Below are 17931 nucleotides of genomic sequence, written 5' to 3' on the forward strand. Positions count from 1 at the left end.
GAGATCGTTCTCACGATGAAGGAGTCCATGCCGATGACGCTCACACCGCTGACCGCCGCATCCGTTCGGCTGACGCCCGGTCCCTTCGAGTCGCGGCGCCGCCGGAACCGGGAGTACCTCGTGTCGCTGCAGGAGCGGAACCTGCTGCAGAACCACCTCATCGAGGCGGGGATCGGCGACCAGAGCTGGCACCTCCATCCATCGCAGTCGTCGGCGGCCGACCGCGGCCTCGACCGGCACTGGGGGTGGGAGACGCCCGGTTCCCTGCTGCGCGGCCATTTCCTCGGTCACTGGATGTCGGCCGCGGCCCGGGAGGTCGCCGTCACCGGTGACGCACACCTGCGCGCCAAGCTCGACGCCGTGCTCGACGGCCTCGAGCGGTGCCAGCAGGAGGGCGATGGCGAGTGGGTGTTCTCCGTTCCATTCGGGTTCCTGCGACGTCTCGCCGAGGGGCACGAGGTCTGGGCGCCGCAGTACGTGATCCACAAGACGCTCATGGGCCTCGTCGACGCCTACCGCGACCTCGGCGACGAGCGCGCGCTGCGGATCGCGCACCACGCCTCGGCGGCGCTCCTTCGCTGGGCGCGGGAGTTCGACACTGATGCGTTCGAGGCGATCCTCGAGGTCGAGACCGGCGGGATGCTCGAGGTCTGGGCCGAGCTCCTCGACGCCACCGCCGCCGGGATGTACGCCGAGCTGCTGGAGCGCTACTTCCACCGCACGCTCTTCGACGGGCTGCTCGCCGGGCGCGACATGCTCACCAACCTGCACGCGAACACGACGATCCCCGAGGTGCTCGGGGCGGCGCGTGCCTACGAGGTCACGGGCGATCCGCGGTGGCGTGCCATCGTCGAGGCCTACTGGGAGTGGGCCGTGACGCGGCGCGGCACCTTCTGCACGGGCGGCCAGACCTCCGGCGAGATCTGGACCCCGCCGTTCGCCTTCGCAAGCCGTCGCGGGGAGAAGACCCAGGAGCACTGCACGGTCTACAACATGATCCGGCTCGCGGACGTGCTGTTCCGCTGGACGGGGCGCCCCGAGTACCTCGACTACATCGAACGCAACCTCTACAACGGGATCCTGGCGCAGCAGCACCCCGAGACGGGGATGGTGGCCTACTTCCTGCCGCTCGAAGGCGGCGCGGTCAAGCGGTGGGGCACGCCCACCGAGGACTTCTGGTGCTGTCACGGCACCCTCGTGCAGGCGCACACCCGTCATTCGTCGTTGGTGTTCTACCGGGGTGAAGACGGCGCGATCACCATCGCGCAGTACCTCTCGGCTCGCGCCGAGTTCGCCGACGCCGCTGGGGCAGCCGACATCGAGATCGAGCTGCTCGGCGACGCCGGCCACGTGGGTCCCGATGCCAATGCGGGGGAGGCGGGCGACCTCCACCGGCCGAGTGCCTGGCACGTGCGCGTCACCCTGCAGACGCCCGACTCCTCGCCCCGGCGAGTGCGACTCCGGGTTCCCGAGTGGGTGCAGGGCGCGCCACTCATCACGACGTCGGCCCCGACGCATCCGGCCGAGGGATTCCTCGAGGTCGACCACCCCGGCGGCCGCACCGAGATCGAGGTCGCGTTCCCGTTCGCGGTGCGGGCCGTGCCGATCCCCGACGAGCCCTCCACCGTGGCCTTCGTCGAGGGGCCGGTCGTGCTGGCCGGGCTGTGCGATCGCGAGGTCGCGCTCGAGGGGGATGTGGCGGATCCACGCTCGATGCTGGCGGTCGACAACGAGCGGCAGTGGAACCGGTGGCTCACGCGGTACCGCACCGTCGGGCAGGCGCACGCCATTCGGCTGATCCCTCTGCATGAGGTGACGGATGCGTCGTACAGCGTGTACTTCCCGATCACACCGGTGCGACCGCGCTGAGGTCGGGGCGGGTGGAGCCGCGGGCCACGAGCCGGGTCGGCAGTTCGGTGATCGACGGGGTGAGCGGTTCGCCCTGTGCGTACGCGGCGAGGGCGTGGATCGCGGATGCCGCCATCTCACGGATCGGCTGCCGCACCGTCGTCAGCGGGGGTCGGAGCCACCGCGCACCACGTACGTCGTCGAAGCCGACGACCATCATGTCCCGCGGAATCACGAGGCCCGCGTCGGCGGCCGAGCGGTACGTGCCGGCCGCCATCTCGTCGGAGCAGGCGAAGAGCCCCACGGGCCCATCGCCCTCGTGGCTTCGCAACGCCGCCAGGGCCGCGTTGCAGGCCCGGCGCGCTCCGGCGGCACTCCAATCGGCCTGCGCGCGAATCAGGGGAGCGTCGGGCAGCAGTCGTCGCACCGTCGACTCGAAGCCCTCCACGCGCGCCCGACCGTACCGGTACGACGGTGCTCCGCCGATCACGATGAACCGTCGCGCGCCCTGGGCGACGAGGTGCTCCGCGGCGTCGATCCCGCCGGCCCGGTCGGTGGTGCGCACGCTCGGGATCGGCAGCGAGGAGTCGGCCCAGGGGTCGAGGAGCACGACCGGGATGTCCGCGTCGCGAAGGACCGCCAACTGCGCGGCGGTCGGGACCATGAGCCCGAGCACGACGCCGGCGGATCCTCGCGACCGGATGCGCACGGGCCAGTCGTCGCCGGGCGTCTCGCGCTCGGCGGTGAGCACGAGGTCGTAGTTCAGGCGCGCCGCCGCGGTGCGTGCGCCGGCCGTCACCTCGTCGGTGTACGGGTCGTGGAAGTGGCCCAGCACGAGATCGAAGAGCAGCGAGGTGCCCGAGCGCGGCCTGCCTCGGCGTTCGCCCGATCGGGAGTGCCCCAGGCGCTCGGCGGCGGCGAGGACGCGGGCGCGGGTCTCGGCCGACAGGTCGCCTCGGCCCCGCATCGCTCGGGACGCCGTCGAGATGCTGACGCCGGCGGCGGCGGCCACGTCGGCCAAGGTGGCTCGGGGTGAGGCGGTCATCCCGCTATTTTGCGCAAATTCCTGTCCGAATGCCACGAACTTTGGCATCGTGAGCACCCGAGTGCGGGCCGACGACGGCCGCCTCGGGTGAAGGGACGAGTCAGTGACGACGACGATGCGGATCGCGCTCATCGGCACCGGGTTCATGGGCCGGATGCACGCCCACGCCTGGCGTACCGCCCCCAGGTTCTTCGAACTCCCGGTCACGCCGGTGCTGTCGGTGATCGCCGGCCGCGACGCCGATCGAACGGCCGCGGCTGCGGCTCGCCTCGGGTTCGCCGAATCGACGACCGACTGGCGACGCGCGATCGAGCGCGACGACATCGACGTCGTCGACATCTGCACGCCCGGCGACACGCACGCCGAGATCGCCCTCGCCGCCCTCGCGGCGGGCAAGCACGTGATGTGCGAGAAGCCGCTCGCGAATGACGTGGCCACGGCCGATCGCATGGCCGCAGCCGCGGACGACGCGCTGGCACGGGGCGCGGTGAGCATGTGCGGGTTCAGCTATCGGCGCACCCCGGCCCTGGCCCTCGCACGTCGCCTCCTGGCGGAGGGCGCGCTCGGCGAGATCCGCCACGTACGCGCCCAGTACCTCCAGGACTGGCTCAGCGACGCCGAGGCGCCGTTCACCTGGCGTCTCGACAGGACCCGGGCCGGCACGGGAACGCTCGGCGACATCGGGGCGCACAGCATCGACACGGCGCAATGGCTCACCGGCGACGCCATCGTCGGCGTCTCGGCCGTGCTGCGCACCTTCGTCGGGTCACGGCCGGTGCTGGACGAACAGGTCGGCCTCGGCGGACGAGCACGACAGGGGGCACCACGCGAGCGGGTGACCGTCGACGATGCCGCCGCGTTCACGGCCGGCTTCGCCGGGGGAGCGCTCGGCGTCTTCGAGGCGACTCGCATGGCGACCGGGCATCGCAACTCCAATCGCATCGAGATCAACGGCGAGCGCGGCTCCGTGGCCTTCGACTTCCGGGCCATGAACGAACTCGAGTTCTACGACGCCGCCGATCCGGCCGGGCGCCAGGGCTTCCGGCGCATCCAGGCGAACGAACCGGAGCACCCGTACGCCGGAGCGTGGTGGCCCCCCGGGCACGGACTCGGCTACGAGCACCTCTTCACCCACCAGGCCGTCGACTTCCTGCGGGCGATCGCCGGCGACGGCGACGTCGCACCGACGTTCCGCGACGCCGCGCGCGTGCAACGCGTGCTCGCGGCCGTCGAGCAGAGCGCCGCCCGCGACAGCGTGTACGTGCGCGTCGACGGAGCAGCCTCATGACCGCGCGCCGGGCACTGGTCGTGCGCGGGGGATGGCACGGGCATCGGCCGGTCCAGGCCACGGAGATCTTCATTCCCTTCCTCGAGCGCAACGGCTTCGAGGTGCGTATCGAGGAGTCGAACGAGGTCTACGCCGACGCCGACGCCATGGCGGCGACCGATCTCATCGTGCAGAGCGTGACGATGTCGGAGATCTCGCCCGAGGCGTTCCGCGGTCTGCGGACGGCCGTCGAACGCGGCGTGGGCCTGGCCGGGTGGCACGGCGGCATCGCCGATTCGTACCGCGGCAACTCCGACTACCTGCACCTCATCGGCGGGCAGTTCGCGACGCATCCGTCGAAGCATCCCGACCAGTGCGCCGGCGACGAGTCCGACAACTTCCTCTGCTACACGGTGGACCTGACCGACCTCGGCCGCTCCCACGAGGTCATGGCCGGCCTCGAGGACTTCACGCTCAAGACGGAGCAGTACTGGGTGCTGCACGACGACCTCATCGACGTGCTGGCGACCACGACCCACCCGGTGCAGCCGTACCACCCCTGGCATCGGTCGGTCACGTCGCCGGCGGTGTGGACGAGGCGGTGGGGTGAGGGGCGCATCTTCGTGGCGACACCCGGCCACAGTCTCGACGTGCTGCGCGATATCAACGTGCGCACCATCATCCAGAGGGGAATGCTGTGGGCGAGCCGCACGGAATCGGCATAGTCGGACTCGGCGTCATCTCGACCGCGTACCTCACCGTCCTGCAGCGGCATCCCGGTGTACGGATCGTCGCGACCGCCGACCTCGATCATGCGCGCGCGGCCGCGGTCGCCGCGTCGATCCCGGGATGCCGCGCGCTCACGGTCGACGAGCTCGTCGCGGACCCCGCGGTCCAGACGGTGCTGAACCTCACCATCCCTGCCGCGCATGCCGAGGTCGCGCTCGCCGCGCTCGCGCACGGCAAGCACGTCTACGGCGAGAAGCCGCTCGCCGCGACCTTCGCCCAGGCGCGGCGGATGCTCGCCGCGGCCGACGGGTCGTGGGTCGGCGGCGCCCCCGACACCGTGCTCGGCACGGGCGTGCAGACCGCCCGCGACGCGATCGACGGCGGCCGCATCGGTCGCCCGCTCTCGGCGGTGGCGACCTGGGTCTCGCCCGGCCACGAGTCCTGGCATCCGCATCCCGACTTCTACTATCGCGACGGCGGGGGCCCGTTGTTCGACATGGGCCCGTACTACCTGACCTCGCTCGTGCACCTGCTCGGGCCGGTCGCGCGGGTGAGCGGGGCGTCGTCGCGGCCGCGTTCGACGCGACGGATCGGCTCCGGTCCCCGCGTGGGCGAGGTCATTCCGGTCGAGGTGGACACGCACGTCACCGGCGTGCTCGAACACGCCGGCGGCGCCCTGTCGACCGTGACCTTCAGCTTCGACGCCGTCGCGACGGCGGCGGCCCCCATCGAGGTGCACGGCGAGGCGGGCACCCTGGCGGTGCCCGACCCCAACCTGTTCGACGGCGAGGTGCGACTGCGGCGTCTCGATGACGGAGAGTGGACGGCGCTGCCGCCCAGTGCGGGCTACGAGCACGCCGGCCGTGGGATCGGCATCATCGACTTCCTGCGGGACGGCGGCCGGCGCGCGCACGGCGAGATCGCGCTGCACGTGCTCGAGATCATGACCGCGCTCCTCGACTCCGCTCGCGCCGGCGTTCGCATCACCCTCGAGACGACGGCCGAACGGCCTCCGCTCGTGCCCTTCACCCCCTACGAGCATTGGAGCCGGCAATGACCGCCACGGCGCACGCCGTCATCGACCTGGATGTGACGGGCCACACCATATCCCGTCACGTGTACGGGCATTTCGCCGAGCACCTCGGGCGGTGCATCTACGACGGGTTCTGGGTGGGCGAGGACTCGCCGATCCCGAACGAGCGCGGCATCCGGCTCGACATCGTGGACGCGTTGCGGAACCTCGACATCCCCAACCTGCGGTGGCCGGGCGGATGCTTCGCCGACACGTACCACTGGCGTGACGGTGTCGGTCCGCGCGAGTCGCGGCCGAAGATCGCCAACACCAACTGGGGCGACGTGGTCGAGAGCAACCACTTCGGCACCCACGAGTTCATGGAACTCTGCGAGCTGCTCGGCGCCGACGCGTACGTCAACGGCAACGTCGGCAGCGGCACCGTGCAGGAGATGGCCGACTGGGTCGAGTACCTCACGCGCGACGACGACAGCCCCATGGCCCGGCTACGTCGTGAGCACGGTCGCGACGAGCCGTGGAAGGTGCCGTTCTGGGGCCTCGGCAACGAGGCGTGGGGGTGCGGCGGCAACATGTCGGCCGAGCACTACGCCGAGGAGGCCCGCCGTTACGCCACCTTCTGCCGCGACCACGGCGGCAACCGGCTCACCCGCATCGCCGCCGGTGCGAACGAGGACGACCTGGACTGGACCCGGGTGCTGATGAAGTCGTTGACCGAATGCCTCGGCTGCCGGCTCTACGGAACCCCGGTGTACCAGGCGGTCTCGTTCCACTACTACACGCACTCGGGATCGGGCATCAACACCGAGGCGGCCACCGAGTTCACGGCGACGCAGTTCTACCAGACCATGGCCTACGCCGCCGACCTCGACCGGGTCATCCGCGGTCACGTCGCGGTGATGGACTCCTACGACCCGGCGGGCCGCATCGGTCTCGTCTGCGACGAGTGGGGCACGTGGTGGAACGTCGAGGAGGGGACCAACCCCGGGTTCCTGTTCCAGCAGAACACCGTGCGCGACGCGCTCGTCGCGGGGCTGCACTTCGACATCTTCCACCGGCACGCGCGCCGGCTCACGATGGCCAACATCGCCCAGACCGTGAACGTGCTGCAGGCGATGGTGCTCACCGACGGCGATCGGCTCGTGCTCACGCCCACCTACCACGTGTTCGAGATGAACAAGCGCCACCAGGATGCCTCGCTGCTGGCCACGCACGTGATCGATGCGCCGTCGATCGACGTCGACGGCGAGGCCCTGCCGCTGCTGTCGATGTCGGCGTCGACGAAGGACGGCGGTGCGCTGCTGTCGCTGACGCACCTGTCGGCGGACGAGCACCTCGAGGTCACGGTCGACCTGCGCGGGCGCGAGGCGCGGGTGCGTCAAGCGCGCGTGCTCGGCGGCGATGCGACGAACGCGTTCAACGATCCGGATGACCCGTCCCGCGTCGCTCCGCAGCCGCTCGCGACCGGACTCGCCGACGGGATCCTGACGGTGCGGATGCCCCCGCACTCGTTCGCCACCATCGAACTCGACGTGGGCTGAGCCCACGGCCCGGGGCACGCACCGCCTCTGGGTGCACCCCGGCTGCGGTGGGGCCCACTGCCCTTCGTCGCGCCCTCGACGACCACCGAACCCTCGCGAATGGATGAACATGACGACGATCACCCGCAATACGAACGTGACGGTCGACGGGCACGCGGCAGAGGACCGCGAACTGCGGCACGTGTGGAACCGCTGCGTCGGCGCTGGGCGCGCCAACGAGGCGCTCCGCGCCGACTGGCAGGCCCACTTCGCCGAGGCGGTCAGCACCCTCGGGGTGCGTTCGGTGAGGTTCCACGGACTCTTCCACGACGACATGTTCGTCTACCGGACGCGCGGTGGCAGCGGCTTCGGCCCCGACGGCGAACTCGCCGGGCATGCGTACACGTTCAGCTACGTCGACAAGGTGTTCGACTTCGTGCTCGAGAGCGGTGCACGCCCGTTCGTGGAGCTCGGGTTCATGCCCCGTGACCTCGCGACCGACACGGAGACGGTGTTCTGGTGGGGCGCCCACGCGAGCCCGCCGAAGGACCTGCGCCGCTGGGTCGAGTTGGTCACGGTCACGATCGAGCACTGGATCGATCGCTACGGCATCGACGAGGTCGCGCAATGGCCGTTCGAGGTGTGGAACGAGCCCAACCTCGTGCCGCACTTCTGGACCGGCACCAGGACGCAGTACTTCGAGCTCTACGAGGCCACGGTGACGGCGATCAAGGCGATCGACGCGCGGCTGAAGGTCGGCGGACCCTCGACGAGCGTGTTCGTCCCCGACGCCCGCTACGACGGCGAGACCGAGGATCGCGAGGCGCAGTTCCCGACGGCTGCCGCGGAGGACGTCGACGCCCTCGACTGGCGGCCGGTCTGGATCGAGGAGTTCCTGGAGTGGTGTGCGGAGCGGTCCCTCCCGGTCGACTTCGTCACGACGCACGTGTATCCCACCGACTACGCATTCGGGGTCGGCGGCGACGCCAGGCTCATCAGCCGCTACGCCGACGCCACGTTCGACGACCTCACCCTCCTGCGCCGGCTCATCGCCGAGAGCCCGTATCCCGGCGCCGACGTGCACATCACCGAGTGGTCCACCACCCCGTCGAGCCGCGACAGCATCCACGACACGGTCTACGCTGCGACCTACATCACGCGCGCCTACCTGCAGTGCGCCGACCTGGCGGAGTCGATCTCGTACTGGACGTTCACCGACGTCTTCGAAGAGGGCGGAGCCGGCATCGGTCCGTTCCACGGCGGGTTCGGCATCGTGAACGAGCAGGGCATCCACAAGCCGACCTTCCACGCCTTCGCCGCCCTGGCGCGCCTCGGCGACCGGGTCGTGCGCTCGACGCCCGAGGGGGTCATCACCCAGGACGCCGAGTCCGCGAAGCTCTCGGCCGTGTTCTTCAACTACCCCGCCGAGATGGGTGCGCGTTCGGTGGGATCGCGCGACTCCTACGCCGACACCCGCGACTTGCGGAGTGCGGGCCCCGCCCGGCGGATCCGGCATGCGATCGCCGGGCTCGAACCCGGAGCCGTCTTCCTCGTCTCGGTGCTCGACCTCGCCCACGGCGACGTGGCGGAGGAGTGGTACCGGATGGGTTCACCGCAGAACCTCACACCCGCCCAGACCGCGCACCTGCGGGAGGTCGCCGACGGACTCCGACGGTTCTCGCTCGTGGCATCGGCGGAGGGGACGCTCGACCTCGACCTCGAACTGCAGCCGTGGGCGGTGGCGTCGATCGTCCAGGCGTGACCGCCACCGTGGGAGCCCTCAGGCCTCCACGGAACGCGAGCCGTCCCACTCCGATCGCAAGGTGACGGGATGCTCCGCCACCACGATCGTGTCGTCGCTCGCCGGTCGGCCATCGATGACGAAAGGATGCGGCGAGCGGACGCGCACCCGGCCGTCGGGTCGGAGCCAGCGGGCTTCCGGCAGACGGTGCAGCGTCAGCTCGCAGCCGTCGTCGTCCCACGCGAGCCGATCGACGACGATGCCGCCCCGGGCCCGCAGGCCGCTGATGGAGCCGCGGCGCCACTCCCGGGGGAGCGCGGGCAGGATCGAGAGCGTGTCGACGGTCGAGTTCAGGAGCATCGCCGCGACGACCGCCGGGAGGCCTCCGCTCGCGTCGAGATTGAAGATGCTGCCGGCGTCGTGCGTCGTCGTCAGTGAAGGGCGCCAATGGTCGATGGCGAGCCATTCGACGCACGTGAGCGCCGAACGGGCGTCGCCGAGGGCGGCGGCGGCCAGCCCGAGCTGGACGAGTCCGAACGCCATCTCCATGCGGCCCGGGGGTGCGCTCGGAGCCTCGGCGCGCCACGCGATCTTGGCCGCGATGGTCGCGGCCGCGGCGTCGCGCAGCGCGGCGGCATCGTGGGTCGCGCCCTCGAAGGCGGCGTCGGGCTCATACCACAGCGGGTACAGCTGGGACGCGTGCCGGTGCCCGAGGTTCTCCGGCCACCGCGGCGAGATCCACTCGGCGAGCGTGCCGTCGTCGGCCCGACGGTAGGCCGGAAGGCTCGCGGCGAGCCGCCGCCAGCGCTCGTCCAACGAGTGGTCGCCACGAGCCGCGGCGAGCACACGCGCGGCACGCGCCGCATCGCGGTGGATCGCGACGTCGATCGTGCTGTCGGCGACCAACGGCGAACCGCCGGGCACGGGCGCGTTCTCGGGCGAGTAGTCGGGCACGAAGGAGCGGCCGTCCTCGGTGGCGACCGTCGCCGTTTCGCCGAAGCGCAGGACCCCCTCGACGAGCTGCCAGAGCCGATCGTCGACGATCGAACGATCACCCGTCGTGGCGACCAGGTCGGCGGCGAAGCGCAACACCCAGCCGCCGCATCCGACCCAGAAGAGATGCGGGAACTGCTCGTGGAAGTGATTCGCGAGGCCGTGCGTCGACATGCGCGAGGGCAGCAGCATCCCGTCGGCGCCGAAGATGCGGCGGGCGTTCTCGCGGTAATCGTCGAGGAACGGCAGCACCAGGTTCAGCAGCGACCCGGCGAGCTCGGGTGTGCCCGTGGCGATCAGGCCGGCGATGCCGCCGTTCTGGAGGTTGCCGTTCATCGTGTAGTCGGCCGACCACGCCGGCTTCCAACTGCCCTGCCACACCCCCTGCAACGTCGGCGGCAGCTCGCCCGTCGAGGCGATGGCGTGAGCGCGGCCCGAGAGGTACGCCGCCTCGACCACGCCCCGGCGTGCTCCGGCGTCGCCGGAGCGAGCGGCGTCCCACAGTTCCTCGGTGGTCGGGAACCCGGTGCCCTCGAGATCGAGCACCGAGGCTCGCACGAGGGCGCCGTGGGTAGCGGACTGGCGGGCGCGCAGCGACGCCCAGTCGGCGTCTCGGTTCGGCCGCGGCGGGGCCGGCGGGTGAGCACCCGCCCCGACCGCCAGATCGATGCCGATGACCTCCCGCGCTCCCGCCGCCACGGCCATCCGTGAGCGCAGCCGGCTTCCGTCAGCCGATCGGGTCCACGGGAGCGAACCGCGGACGGTGACGGTCGAGGTCATCGCGGTATCCGCCGTGTGCGTGGTCACCCGCCCGGCGTCGCCCTCGATCTCGCATGTGGCTCGGACCGACCCGGAGTAATCGGGGGCGCCCGTCTCGAGCGCATGGGTCGCATCACCCGTCAGTCCCAGGGTGAGCTCGAAGACGGTTCCGGTCTCCGACTCCATGGCGACGTGGACCGACTCGGAGTCCCGCGGCGCGAGCGCGCGCACCGTGTGACGCCCGCCCGAGGCATCCGCCCATGAGACGGCGACCTCGCCGTGCTCGGGGTCGATCGACCGCCGCGCATCCGATGACCCACCCGGGGTCGCGATGCTCAGCGTCGCACAGATGCCGAGGGGATCCGTCCAGATGAGGTCGCCGTCGTAGCCCGATCGCCGAGTCGCCTCGGTCACGAGGTCGCTCGCACGTGAACTGTCGCCCGCCAGGATCGCCTCGCGGATCAGGGGCAGCGCCGGCGCGATATCGGGGGCCGGCGGACGGGGATTGGCGGGAATGAAGAAGCGCTCGTGCGACAGCGAGATCCGCAGGTCGTCGGGCGGGCCGAACAGGATCCCGCCGACCCGTCCGCTGCCGGTGATGAGGCCCTCCTCCCACGTCGGGGCAGGGGTCGTGGTGTGGAACACGGGGAGCACCAGACCATCTTGGCGGCGATCGGCCCGGCTCCGGGCCAGGATCACCCGAGCGCCGCCAGCTCACCGCACGCGACGAGCGAGCAGCGTGGCGTCCTGCACCTCCATCGTCTCGCCGTCGCGCGTGACGGTACGCGGTCGCTCTTCGACCGCGAGCGCCTCGAACTCCTCGGGCAGCCCCGGTAGCAGCTCTTCGGCGAGGAACATCGCCGTGCGATGGCTCGCCGTCATCTGGTGCGCGAACATCCCCGTCGGGGCATGCCCGACCACGAGCAGGTGCCCGCCGGGCGCGACGGCCTGCGACAGCCGGCGGGTCACGTCGACCATCCGGCCGTCGGGCGCATGCAGGTAGTGCGTGGTGACGAGGTCGTACGACCGGCCGTCGGCAGCGAAGGTTCGCGCGTCGACCTGCCACCAGTCGACGCGGTCGGCGACTCCGGCCTCCTCGGCGTGGCGGGCGGCGCGGGCGAGCCCGTTCGCCGAGAAGTCGGCGCCGGTCACCCGCCACCCCTGTCGGGCCAGCCAGATCACGTCGCCTCCCTCACCGCAGCCCACGTCGAGGGCCGTTCCCGGGGTCAGCGCCGATGCCTCGGCGACGAGCTGCGGATTCGGGTTGCCGCTCCACATGTCCTCCGTGCCGGCGTACCGGTCATCCCAGCTCTCGGGCTCGAAGATCGCCGCCGCGTCGGCGTCGGTGGGCTCGTGTTCGTGTCGACTCATCGGGGTCTTCCTTCCGCTGCTCCAGAGCGTACGGACCCGGCCGCCGTTCGGCACGTCCGGTTGCCGTTTCGGCAAGCGCACGACCTCGGCGCCACGACGTGAGGGGGCGCAGCGACCGGCGACCGCCGACTCAGGCGACCGAGGGCCGCGGATGCCGCGACAGCGCGCCCGCGAGCTGATGCCGCGACGTCACCCGAAGCTTCGCGAACACCTTGTGCAGGTGGTATTCCACGGTGCGGGCGCTGAGGAACAGGCGGCCGGCGATCTCGGGATTCGACAGGCCCTGGCCCGCGAGCCGGGCGATCTGCGCCTCCTGCGGCGTGAGGTCGTGACCCGTCGCCGCAACTCGTTTGCGTGCCGTGCCGCCACTCGCGCGAAGTTCCCGCGCGGCACGTTCGGCGAACGCGTCGGCACCCGACTTCGTGAACATGCGGTGTGCGGTGGCGAGGTGCTCTCGAGCGTCGCCGTTCCGGCGCTCCCGGCGAAGCCACTCCCCGTAGACCAGGTGGGCGCGCGCGAGGTCGAGCTTCATGCGCGTGCGTCCGAGACGCTCGATCGCCTCGCGGTAATCGTGCTCCGCCTCGTCGGCATCGCCGAGCAGTGCCCGTGATCGCGCCTCGACACCCACCGCCCAATCCGTGCCGCCGGTGCGGGTCGATTCGGTCAGCGCGGTGAGGGCGGATGCCGCGACATCCGCCTGCCCGGCACGCGCTGCCGCCTCGACGAGCTCGACGAGACCCCACGTGCCCGCCGCGTCGAGGGGCTGATGGAACTCCGCCGACCGCGTGGCGGCGTCGAGGGCCTGCTCGTACTGGCCCGTGCTGTTGCCGAGCAGCGCCTCGGCCCAGTGGATCATCGCCATCGCGCTGCCCTCCCCGCGCCGCCGGGCATCGTCGAGGTTCGCGGCGACGAGTGCCTGCAACTGGGGCCCGTCGCCCCGCCATGCCGCGAGCCCGAACGCCCCGAACGGCACCAGCAGCGTGCCCGTCACCTCGGTCAGCGCGGCGACTTCGTCGACGAGCACCGCGGCGCCCGAGAGATCGCCGGCGAACAGGCGGTGGAAGATGTTCGGGATCAGGGCGAGGGGCAGATCACCGATCGCACCCGACGCCCGGACCGCACTCACGTGGTACTCCGAGAACCGCTGCCACCGTTCGTCGTCCCACAGCCATGTGGCGGCGACGGCTGCGAACGCGTTGTCGGCGAGCCACTTCGTCGGCGACCCGACGTCGTCGGCGTACACGTCGAGGGCACGGTGCAGCCACGCCGAGCGGTCGTCGCCGGAGGGCTGGGCGAGCCCGCGAAGGAGCAGCTCCGATCCCGTCGGCGAGGCCGTCGAGCGAGCCGACGTGCTCGCGCGTTCCGCGATGTCGACGGGCCCGACCGCGCCGGACCCCGGTCCGGCGAACAGCGCCGCACCGAGCGCCTCGAGGTACGTGGACCGGGCAGTATCAGGATCCAGCGGTGCGAGCCGGTTCGCGGCGTCGAGCAGCATTCCCACCGCGGCCGTACCCCGGCTCGTGGCGAACGCGATACGGGCGCGTTGCACGTCGGCGAGGTGGTGGTCGCGCGCATCGAGCGGCCCCGCCTGCGCCGTGGCGAGCAGCGACAGCGCCGACGCGAACTCGCCGGCCGCGAGCTCCGCGCTCGCCGCCGCCAGCGCGCGGCGCGCCCGCGCTGCCGGGTCGAGCGTGAGCTCCGACGCCTGACGGAGAAGGGTCGCAGCCGCCGCGGGTGCCCCTCGGTCCCGGGCGCGGGCGGCCGACTGCTCGAGTTCGAGGGCGACCCCGTCGTCGGGACCGGTCGCGGAGCGTGCCGAGTGCCAGGCGTGACGGTCGGGGTCCGCCTTGGCATCCGTCGCTTCGGCGAGCGCGCGATGCACGCGGCGAAGGTCGTCGGGCGTCGCCGCCCGGTACACCGACGATCGCACGAGCGGGTGCCGGAACCGCACGCCGGCGCCCGGTTCGCACAGTCCCTCACGCACCGCCGGAGCCGTCGCGGCCGTCGCGTCGGACCCGAGACCGAGGTTCCGCGCGGCTCGGGCGACCGGAATCGGATCGCCGAACGGCTCGGCCGCGGCCACGAGCAGCAGCAGTCTCGTCTCCTCGGGCAACGACCGGACGCGATCGCGGAAGCCCGCTTCCATCTCGCTCGCGAGTGCGTAGCCCGCGGGCAGCACGAGGCCGCTCGTGAGCTCCTGCGTCGACAGCGCCCGGGGCAGTTCGAGGATGGCGAGCGGATTGCCGCGCGTCTCGGCGAGCAGCCGGTCGCGCAGCCGGTCGTCGATCGGCACGTGCAGCACCGTGGACAGCAGCGCCGAGGCATCCGGTGGAGTGAGACCGGTGATCGTGAGCTCGGGCAGCCCGGCCAGGTCGGGCGCACGAATACCCGACCGCACCGCGAAGACGAGCGCCACCGCCTCGGCCTCCAGTCGTCGCGCGGCGAAGGCGAGTGCCTGCGCCGACGCGCCATCGAGCCACTGGGCGTCATCGACGAGGCAGATGAGCGGGCGCTCGCTCGCCGCTTCGGCCAGGAGGTTCAGCGCGGCCAGTGCGACGAGGAACCGATTCGGCGGATCGCCCGACCGCAGGCCGAACGCCGTCTCGAGCGCCTCGCGCTGCGGCTCAGGGAGGTTCGTCGTGAACTCCATGACCGGACTGAACAGCTGGTGCAGGGCGGCGAACGCGAGGTCGATCTCGGACTGCACACCGGTGAGGCGCAGGATGCGGCAGCCCGTCGCCTCGGCGGCGAGGTACTCGAGCAGCTCCGACTTGCCCACGCCCGCCTCGCCACGGATGACGAGCGTGTGGCTCAGGCCGTCTCGGACGTCGGTGACGATCCGGTCGATCCTGTCGCGTTCCGCGAGCCTGCCGAGCAGCACGGAGCCGATCCTACCCGGGTGGCCCGCCACGCCCAGGCCCGACATCGACGGTCGACTGGTGACCGGGCCCGGGGAGTTCACGGATTCGAACGCGGGGTCGCCCGTGCCACGCTCGCCAGCATGAGAACACACATCTTGGAGACGGCGGCGCAGGGCATCGCGGATGCCACGTCCGCACCACCGTTCCTCTACGAGCTCGGCCCCGAGGGCGCCCGCAAGGTGCTCGACGACATCCAGGCCGCACCGATCGTCAAGCCCGACGTCCACGAACGCTGGATCACGGTGCCGGCCGAGGTGGGCGACGTGCGGGTGCGCATCGTGACGCCGGTCGGAGCATCCGGCGTCCTCCCGACCGTGCTGTACGTGTACGGCGGCGGCTGGATCCTCGGCAACGCGGGCACGCACGACCGGTTGGTGCGGGAGCTCGCCGTGGGCGCCGACGCGGCCGTGGTGTTCGTCGAGTACGACCGCTCGCCCGAGGCGCAGTATCCCGTCGCGATCGAGCAGGCCTACGCAACCGCGCGGTGGATCACTCGGAACGGGGCCGACGAAGGGCTCGACGCCACCCGGCTCGCGGTGGCCGGCGACTCGGTCGGCGGGAACATGGCCGCGGCCCTGGCGATCCTCGCCAAGCAGCGCGGTGACGTCACGTTCGTGCACCAGTCGCTCTACTACCCGGTCACGGATGCCGCGCAGGACACCGCCAGCTACCGCGAGTTCGCCGACGGCCCGTTCCTGACCGCCAAGGCGATGGCCTGGTTCTGGGACGCGTACCTGCCCGACACCGCGAAGCGTGCCGAGATCACGGTGTCGCCGTTGCGGGCGAGCCTCGAGGACCTTGCGGGGCTGCCCGAGGCGTTCGTGATCGTCGACGAGAACGACGTGCTCCGCGACGAGGGCGAGGCCTACGCGCGCAGACTCACCGAAGCGGGCGTGCGCACCACGAGCGTGCGGTACAACGGCATCATCCACGACTTCCTGATGCTCAACCCGCTCCGCGCGACCGCCGCGACGACGGCCGCGATGGAGCAGGCCATCCACGTGCTCCGGACCGCCTTCGTGTCCGGTGACCGCTCCGGCGACCGCATCCTCGCGGACGCGGAGATCAACTGAGAGGGATGGAAACCCGCATCATGACCGACCCCGCCAAGCCCACCGTCGTCCTCGTGCACGGCGCATTCGCAGAATCAGCGAGCTGGAACGACGTCATCGCGCGTCTGCACGCGCGGAATCTCACCGCTGTCGCCGTCGCCAACCCGCTCCGCAGCGTGGCCGGAGACGCCGCGTACCTGCGTGACGTCGTCGCCGCGATCGACGGCCCGGTCGTGCTCGTCGGCCACTCCTATGGCGGCATGGTGATCACCGAAGCCGCCGCCGACAACGCCAAGGTGGCGGCGCTCGTGTACGTCGCCGGCTTCGCACCCGACCACGGCGAGAGTGCGGCCGACCTCTCGGGCAAGTTCCCCGGGAGCACGCTCGGCGACACGCTGATCGCCTACCCGGTCGGCACCGGCGGCAACGAGGTCGCGATCCGCCAGGACGCGTTCCACCAGCGGTTCGTCGCCGACGTGCCCGCCGAGACGGCCGCGCTCATGGCGGCCACCCAGCGGCCCGTCACCGAGGTGGGCCTCACCGAGGGGCTGCCGGCGGATGTCCCGGCCTGGAAGCAGCTCCCGTCGTGGTTCGTGTTCGGCGACCAGGACCACAACATCCCCGTCGCCGCGCACCGCTTCATGGCCGAACGGGCCGGCTCCCGCGGCACACGCGACCTCGCCGGCGTCTCGCACGCGCTCAGCGTCTCGGCACCCGACGAGGTGACGGCCGCCATCCTCGACGCGGTCGAGGGCGTGTCGGCGATCGCGGCATGACCGGCCCCGCACGTCGCGTGCTCCTGATCGGCGGCACCGGCAAGGTCGGCACCCGCCTCGCTCGGGTGCTCCGCCGCGACGGCCACACCGTGCGGGTCGCGAGCCGGAGCGGAGGTGCGGTGCGATTCGACTGGCGAGACCCCGACACCTACGACTCGGCGCTTGCCGAGATCGACGCGGTGTTCATCGTCGGTCCGGGCTCGGCGACCGACTGGTCACCACTGCTGCGCGACCTGCTCGACCGTGCCGCCTCGGCGGGCGTTCGGCGTGCGGTGCTGCTGTCGGCACGAGGTGTGCAGTTCCTGCCGGGCGGAGCGGTCGACCGCGCCGAACGCGTGCTGCGCGATGGCCCCGTCCCCTGGAGCATCCTTCGGCCGTCGCACTTCGCCCAGAACTTCACCGAGGCGATGTTCGTCCCCGTCGACGGCGAAGTGCATGCTCCGGTCGGTGGCGGTGCCGAGCCGTTCGTCGATGTCGAGGACGTCGCCGAGGTCGCCGCGAGCCTGCTCACGGATCCGGGCTTCGAGAACGAGGTGATCGAGGTCTCGGGGCCCGACGCCATCGACTTCGAGCGTGCCATGGCCCTGATCGGGGACGCAGCCGGACGCCGGTTCGTCTTCGTCGACGAGTCACCCGAGCAGCATGTCGAACGGCTCCGAGGCTCCGGCACGCCCGAGGGGTACATCACGTGGCGAATGGCGATGCTCGGCGGCATCCGGAGCGGTGAGGACGCCTACGTCAGCGACGGCGTGCAGCGCGTGCTGGGCAGGCAGGCGACGCCGTTCGAAGCCTGGGTGCGGCGCGAGGCCGGTGTGCTGCGCGAGTCACCGGACGCGGACTCGCTCTCGAGACGATGACCCGGGGTTGACCGACTCCGAA

General features: G+C 71.5%; 13 protein-coding genes. 9 read left to right on the plus strand and 4 right to left on the minus strand.

Translation table 11 applies throughout. From position 1 onward, the window contains the following. Positions 1-33: 33 nt before the first annotated feature. Positions 34-1869, plus strand: a complete 1836-nt coding sequence (locus tag EZM51_RS01005; protein ID WP_169053735.1) for a beta-L-arabinofuranosidase domain-containing protein — start codon at positions 34-36, stop codon at positions 1867-1869. On the opposite strand, the gene EZM51_RS01010 is transcribed toward EZM51_RS01005, so the two are convergent. Further along, entirely contained in the window at positions 1847-2893 is a 1047-nt protein-coding gene (locus tag EZM51_RS01010) for a LacI family DNA-binding transcriptional regulator (RefSeq protein ID WP_136706215.1), read from the minus strand. The genes EZM51_RS01005 and EZM51_RS01010 overlap by 23 nt on opposite strands. A 103-nt stretch (positions 2894-2996) precedes the next feature. On the opposite strand from EZM51_RS01010, the gene EZM51_RS01015 reads away from it, so the two are divergent. The 5 genes from EZM51_RS01015 (at position 2997) to EZM51_RS01035 (ending at position 9201) form a co-directional block, all read left to right on the plus strand. Further along, the gene (locus tag EZM51_RS01015) at positions 2997-4181 is read left to right on the plus strand and encodes a Gfo/Idh/MocA family oxidoreductase (protein ID WP_136706216.1); all 1185 of its coding nucleotides are present in this window, start codon (positions 2997-2999) and stop codon (positions 4179-4181) included. After that, entirely contained in the window at positions 4178-4885 is a 708-nt protein-coding gene (locus tag EZM51_RS01020; RefSeq protein ID WP_136706217.1) for a ThuA domain-containing protein, read from the plus strand. The genes EZM51_RS01015 and EZM51_RS01020 overlap by 4 nt, the downstream gene beginning before the upstream one ends. Beyond that, positions 4858-5946 carry a Gfo/Idh/MocA family oxidoreductase gene (locus tag EZM51_RS01025; protein ID WP_136706218.1) on the plus strand — a complete coding sequence of 363 codons (1089 nt, stop codon included), beginning with the start codon at positions 4858-4860 and terminating at the stop codon, positions 5944-5946. The genes EZM51_RS01020 and EZM51_RS01025 overlap by 28 nt, the downstream gene beginning before the upstream one ends. After that, positions 5943-7460, plus strand: coding sequence for an alpha-L-arabinofuranosidase C-terminal domain-containing protein (locus EZM51_RS01030; RefSeq protein ID WP_136706219.1), 1518 nt, complete (start codon positions 5943-5945; stop codon positions 7458-7460). Before EZM51_RS01025 ends, EZM51_RS01030 begins: the two co-directional genes overlap by 4 nt. A gap of 109 nt (positions 7461-7569) precedes the next feature. Beyond that, positions 7570-9201 (plus strand): beta-xylosidase, encoded by a 1632-nt coding sequence (locus EZM51_RS01035; protein ID WP_136706220.1) that lies wholly within the window; start codon positions 7570-7572, stop codon positions 9199-9201. Between the two features lie 18 nt (positions 9202-9219). Here EZM51_RS01035 and EZM51_RS01040 read toward each other — a convergent pair whose 3' ends face one another. The 3 genes from EZM51_RS01040 to EZM51_RS01050 all read right to left on the minus strand — a co-directional run bounded on the left by EZM51_RS01040 (position 9220) and on the right by EZM51_RS01050 (position 15184). Next, positions 9220-11586 (minus strand): glycoside hydrolase N-terminal domain-containing protein, encoded by a 2367-nt coding sequence (locus EZM51_RS01040; protein ID WP_169053736.1) that lies wholly within the window; start codon positions 11584-11586, stop codon positions 9220-9222. Positions 11587-11646: 60 nt separating this feature from the next. Beyond that, positions 11647-12303: a class I SAM-dependent methyltransferase gene (locus EZM51_RS01045; protein ID WP_136706222.1), complete on the minus strand. Its 657-nt coding sequence runs from the start codon at positions 12301-12303 to the stop codon at positions 11647-11649. Positions 12304-12433: 130 nt separating this feature from the next. Beyond that, positions 12434-15184, minus strand: a complete 2751-nt coding sequence (locus EZM51_RS01050; protein ID WP_248305395.1) for a LuxR family transcriptional regulator — start codon at positions 15182-15184, stop codon at positions 12434-12436. A gap of 120 nt (positions 15185-15304) precedes the next feature. Here EZM51_RS01050 and EZM51_RS01055 point away from each other — a divergent pair, with 120 nt between their 5' ends. Genes EZM51_RS01055 through EZM51_RS01065 form a run of 3 tightly spaced genes read left to right on the plus strand, consistent with a single transcriptional unit; the run spans position 15305 to position 17909 of the window. Then, positions 15305-16297 (plus strand): alpha/beta hydrolase, encoded by a 993-nt coding sequence (locus EZM51_RS01055; protein ID WP_136706223.1) that lies wholly within the window; start codon positions 15305-15307, stop codon positions 16295-16297. Between the two features lie 20 nt (positions 16298-16317). After that, positions 16318-17052 carry an alpha/beta hydrolase gene (locus EZM51_RS01060; RefSeq protein WP_136706790.1) on the plus strand — a complete coding sequence of 245 codons (735 nt, stop codon included), beginning with the start codon at positions 16318-16320 and terminating at the stop codon, positions 17050-17052. After that, entirely contained in the window at positions 17049-17909 is an 861-nt protein-coding gene (locus tag EZM51_RS01065) for an NAD(P)H-binding protein (RefSeq protein WP_136706224.1), read from the plus strand. The genes EZM51_RS01060 and EZM51_RS01065 overlap by 4 nt, the downstream gene beginning before the upstream one ends. The last annotated feature ends 22 nt before the right edge of the window (positions 17910-17931 follow it).

Source organism: Agromyces sp. H66 (genome assembly GCF_004959775.1).
Taxonomy (GTDB): domain Bacteria; phylum Actinomycetota; class Actinomycetes; order Actinomycetales; family Microbacteriaceae; genus Agromyces.

Excerpts from the sequence above, each read along its gene's own strand:
- EZM51_RS01020 (WP_136706217.1), top strand. The coding sequence starts at position 4,178 with ATGACCGCGCGCCGGGCACTGGTCGTGCGCGGGGGATGGCACGGGCAT.
- EZM51_RS01035 (WP_136706220.1), top strand. The coding sequence starts at position 7,570 with ATGACGACGATCACCCGCAATACGAACGTGACGGTCGACGGGCACGCG.
- EZM51_RS01065 (WP_136706224.1), top strand. The coding sequence starts at position 17,049 with ATGACCGGCCCCGCACGTCGCGTGCTCCTGATCGGCGGCACCGGCAAG.
- EZM51_RS01060 (WP_136706790.1), top strand. The coding sequence starts at position 16,318 with ATGACCGACCCCGCCAAGCCCACCGTCGTCCTCGTGCACGGCGCATTC.
- EZM51_RS01045 (WP_136706222.1), bottom strand. The coding sequence starts at position 12,303 with ATGAGTCGACACGAACACGAGCCCACCGACGCCGACGCGGCGGCGATC.
- EZM51_RS01005 (WP_169053735.1), top strand. The coding sequence starts at position 34 with ATGACGCTCACACCGCTGACCGCCGCATCCGTTCGGCTGACGCCCGGT.
- EZM51_RS01055 (WP_136706223.1), top strand. The coding sequence starts at position 15,305 with ATGAGAACACACATCTTGGAGACGGCGGCGCAGGGCATCGCGGATGCC.
- EZM51_RS01010 (WP_136706215.1), bottom strand. The coding sequence starts at position 2,893 with ATGACCGCCTCACCCCGAGCCACCTTGGCCGACGTGGCCGCCGCCGCC.
- EZM51_RS01030 (WP_136706219.1), top strand. The coding sequence starts at position 5,943 with ATGACCGCCACGGCGCACGCCGTCATCGACCTGGATGTGACGGGCCAC.